Here is a 7,610-nt window from a genome sequence, read left to right as displayed (position 1 = left end):
CCGCCAAGAGCGATCGCGCCAAGAAGGTGGCGGCCGCGGCCACCGGTGAGGTCGCGGCACTTTTGCCGGCCGATCCGCCGCAGTCGATGAGGAGCCTCGCCTTCAACGGGCCGGACGGCAAGCCGATGACGATCGCCGACCATGCCGGCAAGACGGTGCTGCTCAATCTCTGGGCGACATGGTGCGCGCCATGCCGTGCCGAAATGCCGGCGCTCGATGCGCTGCAAAAAGAGAAAGGCAGCGACGCCTTTCAGGTCGTCGCCGTCAACGTCGATGCCGGCGACGATGTGAAACCGAAGAAGTTTCTCGCCGATACCGGTGTGCACACGCTCGGCTACTACCGGGATTCGACGATGACACTGTTCAACGACCTCAAGACGCGCGGTCTGGCGCTCGGCCTGCCCGTCACCATGCTGATCGACGGCGAAGGCTGCCTGATCGCCCATATGAACGGTCCGGCTGAATGGTCCGGGCCGGACGCCAAGCGGTTGGTCGAGACGGCGCTCGGGTCGTGAGCCAATGCATGTCGCGGTTCAAGCCGAGCGCACGCTCGGCTTGAGCAGCACGAGGCTGCCATCCTGGCGGCCGGCACGCACCGGAGTGGGCTTGCCGTGGCCGGTCAGGTCGTCGAACGCCTCGATCGGCGCCGGCTTGCCGAGATAGTAGCCCTGGCCGATCTCACAGGCCTCGGCGTCAAGGAACTTCAACTCGCCAAGCGTCTCGACGCCTTCGGCCAGAACCGGCAGGCCAAGGCCGCGCCCCAGCCCCAGCACCGCGCGCACGATCGCCGCGACCTGGCCGTTCGTGTCGACCGCCTTGATGAAGGAGGAATCGATCTTGATCTTGTCGAAGGGGAAGGCGCGCAGGTTGGAAAGCGAGGAATAGCCGGTACCGAAATCATCCATGGCCACGCGCACGCCGAGCGACTTGACCTGCCGCAGGGTTGCCAGCGCACGCGGCATGTCCTTCACCAGCGCGGTTTCGGTGATCTCGAGTTCCAGCCTGGTCGGGGCAAGGCCTGTCTTCAGCAAGGTCTCGTGGACCTTGCGGCTGAAATTGGGGTTGTGAAGTTGCACCGCGGAGACGTTGACTGCGACCATCAGCGGGTTTTCCCAGCGCGCGGCTTCCTCGCAGGCCGCTTCGAGGACCCAATCCCCGATCTGGCCAATCGCGCCGCTGTCCTCGGCCACCGGAATGAAAGTGGCCGGAGAAACCTCGCCACGCTCAGGATGGCGCCAGCGGATCAGGGCCTCGAAGCCAACCATCTTGCCGCTGCTGATCTCCTTCTGGGGCTGGTAGACGAGGTAGAATTCACCGCGCACGACGGCCTGGCGCAATTCGTGCTCCATCACGCGCTTGTCGCGAGCCTCGGCGCCCATCGAGGCTTCGAAATAGCGAAACGTGTCCCTGCCTTCGGTCTTGGCGCGATAGAGTGCCGTATCGGCATGGCTGATCAGGCTGGTCTGGTCCTCGGCATCGAGCGGATAGACCGCGATGCCGATGCTGGCCGAGACCAGCCCGCCGCCGACCGCTGCCCGGTTTTCCTCACGCATGGCGGCGAGCACCGCATTGGCGATGCGGCCCGCCGCCTGCGGGTCGGGCAAATTGGGGGCTATGATGGCGAATTCGTCGCCGCCCAGGCGCGCAAGCATCTGGCCGTGGCGCAGAACGCCGGACGCGCAGCTTGCCACTTTCTGCAACATGGCATCGCCGGCGCCGTGCCCGTAGAGGTCGTTCACCTCCTTGAAGCGGTCGAGGTCGAGCAGCAAGAGCGCAAGATGCCGGCCCTTGATGTTTGCGTCGGCAGTCGCGACGCGGTTCATCGATGCGATTTCCGCGTCGAGACGGCTGGAGAAACTGCGGCGATTGGCAAGCCCCGTCAGCGGATCGAAATGGGCAAGGCGAAGGATCTCCTGCTCCGCCTTCCTGCGTTCGCGTATGTCGCGTACGGCGATGACATTGTGGGGCTTGCCGCAATAATCGATGCTCCTGGCGATCAGTTCGACGGGTATTCTCGTCCCATCGCGGCTCCTCAACTCCGCTTCCTGCGGCTGGCCCTCCAGGCTGGTCGCATCGGATGCTGCGCGTTCGTCGAAAAGTTCGCCCAGTTGCATGCCGTTCAGGGTCGTAGCCGGCGCGCCGGTCAGCTTGCCCATGCTGTCATTGGCGCTGACGATGCGACTGCCATCGCAGACGATCAGGCCTTCCACGGCTGCATTGGCCAGGCCATGCATGCGGTCGACCTCGAGTTTCTGGCGACGGAAGCGCAGGTCGATCCACAACGCCGATGCCGACAGAACCAGGATCACCAGGGTGGCGGCCGCGGCCGCGAAAGCCTGCGAGGTCGGCGCGATCGTGTACTGCGATATGACAATCGAGGAATCGGGAAAGATCGAGACGGCGCCCATGCCGATGAAATGCAAGGTGCAGATAGCCAGCGTCAGCAGCACCGCGCCGGCGGATGTCGCTGACAAGGAAGGGCGGCGCAGAACGACATGCAGCGCCAGTGCCGCAAGCGTCATACCGGCCAGCAGGGAAACGGCGACAAGCATCAGGTTCCATTCGATCCGTCCCTGGACCTCGAACGCCGCCATACCGATGTAGTGCATGGCTGCGATGCCGCCGCCCAGGATGGCGCCGCCGACGAGATGGTAATCGATCTCGTCCCGCAAGGTGGCGATCCACATGCCGGCCGCCGTCAGTGCGACCGAGGCGGCGAGCGAGATCACGGAGAGCCCCGGATCGTAGGCGCTGGGGATGCCCGGCGTGAAGGCGAGCATGGCAATGAAATGCGTTGCCCAGATGCCGAACCCGGTCGAAGTCGCCGATATCATCAGCCAGACCAGCCGGTTGCGGTCCGTCGAGCGGCTGATGTGGTGAAGCAGGTTTACGGCAGAGAAACAGGAAATTCCGCAGATCAGCGCTGCCAGTGCGACCAGTCGCAGATCGTGCTGGTTGACGATGCAGTTATAGACCGTCAGCATCTTATTTCCCCCTAGCCCACAGGAAATAAAGAAAGAAATATGACTGATTAATGCTTGGCTGTTGAAGGATCGATAAAGTCGCCTGCAACCAAAGCGTGCTCTTGCGGCGCAGTCTGGCCGCAAGAGTACCGGCCAGTTCAGCCGCGCCGACTTGAAGACGGCGGCTATTTCAGGTGAACGGTCACGGTCAGGACTTCATGATCCGAGCTCGGGCCGCCGTCCGGCAACACCGCCGGAAGGACCGCCGGCGCGCTGGCCGCGAGGCCGCGTGTGAAGAACCAGTCGATGCGGCCGACCGGCATGCCGGCAGGCCGGCGCTGGGTGGGCAGGTCCATGTCGTTGGCCGCCTGCCAATCATAGCCGCGCTCGGCAAGGGCCGCGAACAGCGGCTCATGGCGCTTGCTTCACCAGCATTTCATCATCCCTTTAGCCGGATAACCATGACGGCCTTTACGTCCCTGACAGCCGCCCTAGCTACCTAAGGCGCCGGTGTGACGTTTTCATGCCGGCGCAACCGCCGAGGGGGAGGAAAGACCGGCTGTCCACAGGCCCGGGAGGCCACAACAGAACTGTCACATACCTTCTCTAAGAGAGCGGGCAAGGACTTGCGCAGACCCTTGTCAACAGTCATTCAAGAGGGAAGAAATCATGACGATCATCAAGCGGGGCCTCGCTGCCCTTGCCGCAGGCGTGCTCAGCACGGCGGTGGCGGTTCCTGCCTTCGCGGAACCGGTAAAATTCGATTTCTGGTTCGGCCTTTCTGGCGATCTTGCCCGCGTCGTCGATACGCTGTGCAAGAACTTCAACGAGTCGCAGAAGGATTATGAAGTCACCTGCACCAGCCAGGGCAATTACGACGCGACGCTGCAGAACACCATCGCCGCCTTCCGCGCCGGAAAGCAGCCCGCCGTCGTCCAGGTCTACGACGTCGGCACCGCCACCATGATGCTGTCGGGCGCCTACAAGCCCGCCGACAAGCTGATGGAAGAAAACGGCTACAAGATCGACTACGCCGACTATTTCCCCGGCATCGCGCGCTACTACGCGACGTCGAAGGGCGAGATGCTGTCCTTTCCGTTCAATTCCTCGACCCCGCTGATGTACTGGAACAAGGATGCTTTCGCCAAGATCGGCAAGACCGAAGCGCCCAAGACATGGGAAGATGTCGCCACCGATCTCCAGGCCTTGAAGGACGCCGGCTATGAATGCCCGATGGCGATCAACATCTCGGCCAATGAAAGCTGGCAGCTGATGGAGCAGTTCTCGGCGCTGCACAACCAGCCGATCGCCACCAAGAATAATGGCTATGACGGTCTCGATGCCCGTCTGGAGGTCAACAAGACCAAATTCGTCCAGTACGTCACCGATCTGAAGAAGTGGTATGACGCCGGCCTGATCAAGATCAAGTCGAAGGATCTCGGCCAGGACATGGTGCAGGCCTTCGCCACCGGCACCTGCCAGGTCATTCTGACTTCGGTCGGCGACCACGGCACGGTCGGCCGCACGCAGAAGGAAGGCATGAAGTGGGATGTCGCCGAACTGCCGGTCTATGCCGGCACCGAGCGCAAGAACTCGCTCGTCGGCGGCGCTTCGCTGTGGGTACTTTCCGGCAAGTCGGACGCGGAATACAAGGGCGCGGCCGCCTTCCTCAACTTCATCCATGACCCCAAGACCGCCTTGTTCTGGTCGACCAACACCGGCTACATCCCGGTGACCAAGTCGGGCTTCGAATACCTGAAGTCGCAAGGGTTCTACGACAAGGCGCCCTACAAGGGTCGTGAAGTCGCGATCGCCAGCCTGACCGCGTCGGAGCCGACAGAGATCACCCGTGGCGTGCGCCTGGGCAACTTCACCCAGATCCGCGCCGAGTTCGGCACGCAGATGCAGGCGATCTTCGCCAACAAGGTCAGCGTCCAGGAGGGTCTCGACACGCTGGTCAAGAATGGCGACGCCATCCTCGACCGCTTCCAGCAGACCTATCCGGGCAAGACGCTGCCCTGATCCGCTGAAATGCACTGGCCGTCCGGCGACTCCGTTGAGCATGATCGCGAAACCGTTCTCCACTTTCCGGGATCATGCTTGGGTCGACGGGCGGCCATTTCGTTATTAGTCTCACCTTGCACCAAGCGAGCCGCTTGAGCGGCGTCGGCGGACCGATGGAAAAACGCGTCACTTTCAGCAGATGGACGATCGGTATCCTGTTCGCGGTGCCGCAGCTGTTCCTGATCTTCACCTTCTTCTACTGGCCGGCCGGCCAGGCGGTATACTGGTCGCTGACGCTGCAGCAGCCTTGGGGCGGCGGCAACATCTGGGTCGGCCTCGACAATTTCCGCTCGATCCTGTCCAACGCCGATTACTGGAACTCGATCACAGCCAGCCTGATTTTCGCGGCCATCAGCACCGGCCTGGCGATGTTCATCGCGCTGGTGTTGGCCGCCTTGACCGACCGGCAGCTTGCCGGCTCGTGGCTGTATCGCGTGGTGCTCATCTGGCCCTACGGCATCGCCGCGCCAGCGCTGGCGCTGGCATTTCGGTTCATCCTGGCGCCGGAAGCCGGCTTCATGGCCGTCGTCAACCAGGTCTGGCCCGGCTTCTGGGATCCCGGCCTCGACGGCGCTGATGCCATGGCCTCGATCATCGTCGCCTTTTCCTGGAAATATGTCGGCTACAACTTCATCTTCTTCCTCGCGGCCTTCCAAGCAATCCCGCGATCCCTGATCGAGGCGGCGGCGATGGACGGCTCCGGTGTCCTCAGGCGCTTCTGGGACATCCAGTTCCCGCTGATCACGCCGACCATCTTCTTCCTGCTCGTCATCAATATCACCGAGAGCTTCCAGGACTCCTTCGGCATCGTCGACATCATGACATCAGGCGGACCGGCGAACGCCACCAACCTGATGGTCTACAAGATCTACTCGGACGGCTTCAAAGGCCTCGACTATTCGGGCGCGGCCGCGCAGAGCATTATCCTGATGGTGCTGATCGTCGCCCTCACCATTGTCCAGTTCCGCTTCATTGAGCGGCGCGTGCACTACAGGTGAGATGATCATGGTCGAACGCACCCCGTTCCTCAATTTCTTCACGCATCTGATCCTGTTCGTCGGCTTCGTTTTCTGTGTCGCGCCGTTCGCCATCGTGGCGATCGCCGCGTCGCACAATCTCAAGGACGTCAACGATGTGCCGATGTCGCTGTTGCCGGGCAGTGACTTCTGGGTCAACATCAAGACGGCCTGGGTGACGGCCGATCTCGGCCCCAAGCTGCTCAACAGCTTCATCATGGCGTTCGGCGTCGCGGCGGGCAAAGTGATCATCTCGGCGCTCACCGCCTTCTCGATCGTGTACTTCCGCTATCCTGGCCGCATGCTGATCTTCTGGCTGATCTTCATCACGCTGATGCTGCCGCTCGAAGTGCGCATCGTGCCGACCTACGCCGTGGTCGCCAACGTGCTCGAGCCCTATCAGACGATCCTGGACCTGACCGGGCTGTCCTCGCTGATCGAGAAAGTATCGGGCGTGCGGGTTGCACTGAGCCTGGGGCTGCTCAATTCCTATAGCGGCCTGATCCTGCCGCTGGTCGCCACCGCGACCGGAACGTTCCTCTACCGGCAGTTCTTCCTGACCGTGCCGGACGAGTTGACCGAGGCCGCGCGCATGGACGGTGCCGGGCCGCTGCGGTTCTTCATCGACGTGCTGCTGCCGCTGTCGCGCAACAATATGGCCGCGCTCGGCACCATCATGTTCCTGTGGGCCTGGAACCAGTATCTGTGGCCGCTGCTCATCACCACCGACCAGTCGCATGCGATGGCGGTGACCGAGCTCAAGCAGCTGATCCCCAATGTCGGTGGCGCCCCGGAATGGCACATCGCCATGGCCGGAACACTCATCATCATGCTGCCGCCGATGATTGTCGTGGTGTTGATGCAGCGCTGGTTCGTGCGCGGCCTGATCGCCACCGAGAAGTAACAAGGAGACAAAGATGGCCTCCATCGCAATACGCGGCGTCAAGAAGAATTATGCCAAGACGCAGGTCGTGCATGGCGTCGACCTCGACTTCGCATCGGGCGAGTTCGTCGTCATCCTCGGCCCGTCCGGCTGTGGCAAGTCCACCTTGCTGCGCATGATCGCCGGGCTGGAAGAGATTTCCGACGGCACGATCGCCATCGACGGGACCGTCGTCAACAAGCTCGAGCCGCGTGAGCGCGGCTGCGCCATGGTGTTCCAGAACTACGCACTCTATCCGCATATGAGCGTGGCGCAGAACATCGGCTATTCGCTGAAGGTATCAGGTGTTCCCTCGGCCGAGCGCAACCAGCGGATCCAGGCGGTGGCCCGCACGCTTGAGCTCGAGCATCTGCTCGACCGCAAGCCGATGGCGCTTTCGGGCGGTCAGAGGCAGCGCGTCGCCATGGGCCGGGCCATGATCCGCGAACCGAAAGTCTTCCTGTTCGACGAACCGCTGTCCAATCTCGATGCCAAGCTGCGCGTGCAGATGCGCTCGGAAATCCGCAAACTGCATCGCCGGCTGAACGCCACCTCCGTCTTCGTCACCCACGATCAGGTCGAGGCGATGACGCTGGCCGACCGGCTGGTGGTGATGAATGGCGGACGGGTCGAACAGGTCGGCAC

7 protein-coding genes are annotated in these 7,610 nt (G+C 62.5%); 5 read left to right on the top strand and 2 right to left on the bottom strand.

What is annotated here, in order from left to right; translation table 11 throughout:
* A partial coding sequence (locus EOA36_RS20615) for a TlpA disulfide reductase family protein (protein WP_145969236.1) occupies nucleotides 1–515 on the top strand: 515 nt, incomplete at its 5' end.
* Nucleotides 516–533: 18 nt separating this feature from the next.
* On the opposite strand, the gene EOA36_RS20610 is transcribed toward EOA36_RS20615, so the two are convergent.
* Both EOA36_RS20610 and EOA36_RS20605 read right to left on the bottom strand, forming a co-directional pair.
* A complete protein-coding gene (locus tag EOA36_RS20610; protein WP_127279192.1) occupies nucleotides 534–2,984 on the bottom strand; it encodes an EAL domain-containing protein in 2,451 nt (816 codons plus the stop codon).
* Between the two features lie 164 nt (nucleotides 2,985–3,148).
* Nucleotides 3,149–3,319 carry a hypothetical protein gene (locus tag EOA36_RS20605; protein ID WP_245464417.1) on the bottom strand — a complete coding sequence of 57 codons (171 nt, stop codon included), beginning with the start codon at nucleotides 3,317–3,319 and terminating at the stop codon, nucleotides 3,149–3,151.
* A 313-nt stretch (nucleotides 3,320–3,632) separates the two neighbouring features.
* Between EOA36_RS20605 and EOA36_RS20600 the strand changes: the two genes are divergently transcribed.
* The 4 genes from EOA36_RS20600 to EOA36_RS20585 all read left to right on the top strand — a co-directional run.
* Nucleotides 3,633–4,985, top strand: a complete 1,353-nt coding sequence (locus EOA36_RS20600) for an extracellular solute-binding protein (RefSeq protein WP_127279191.1) — start codon at nucleotides 3,633–3,635, stop codon at nucleotides 4,983–4,985.
* A 155-nt stretch (nucleotides 4,986–5,140) separates the two neighbouring features.
* On the top strand, nucleotides 5,141–6,025 hold the full coding sequence (locus EOA36_RS20595) for a sugar ABC transporter permease (protein ID WP_127279190.1): 885 nt from the start codon (nucleotides 5,141–5,143) through the stop codon (nucleotides 6,023–6,025).
* A gap of 7 nt (nucleotides 6,026–6,032) precedes the next feature.
* On the top strand, nucleotides 6,033–6,947 hold the full coding sequence (locus EOA36_RS20590) for an ABC transporter permease subunit (protein WP_127279189.1): 915 nt from the start codon (nucleotides 6,033–6,035) through the stop codon (nucleotides 6,945–6,947).
* A gap of 13 nt (nucleotides 6,948–6,960) precedes the next feature.
* A partial coding sequence (locus EOA36_RS20585; protein ID WP_127279188.1) for an ATP-binding cassette domain-containing protein occupies nucleotides 6,961–7,610 on the top strand: 650 nt, incomplete at its 3' end.

Source organism: Mesorhizobium sp. M8A.F.Ca.ET.021.01.1.1 (assembly GCF_003998025.1).
In the GTDB taxonomy this organism is placed as follows: Bacteria; Pseudomonadota; Alphaproteobacteria; order Rhizobiales; family Rhizobiaceae; genus Mesorhizobium.
This window is presented reverse-complemented; position numbering and strand designations above follow the sequence as displayed.

Coding starts and splice junctions, on each gene's coding strand:
- EOA36_RS20590 (WP_127279189.1), top strand. CDS start 6,033: ATGGTCGAACGCACCCCGTTCCTCAATTTCTTCACGCATCTGATCCTG.
- EOA36_RS20600 (WP_127279191.1), top strand. CDS start 3,633: ATGACGATCATCAAGCGGGGCCTCGCTGCCCTTGCCGCAGGCGTGCTC.
- EOA36_RS20605 (WP_245464417.1), bottom strand. CDS start 3,319: ATGGACCTGCCCACCCAGCGCCGGCCTGCCGGCATGCCGGTCGGCCGC.
- EOA36_RS20595 (WP_127279190.1), top strand. CDS start 5,141: ATGGAAAAACGCGTCACTTTCAGCAGATGGACGATCGGTATCCTGTTC.
- EOA36_RS20610 (WP_127279192.1), bottom strand. CDS start 2,984: ATGCTGACGGTCTATAACTGCATCGTCAACCAGCACGATCTGCGACTG.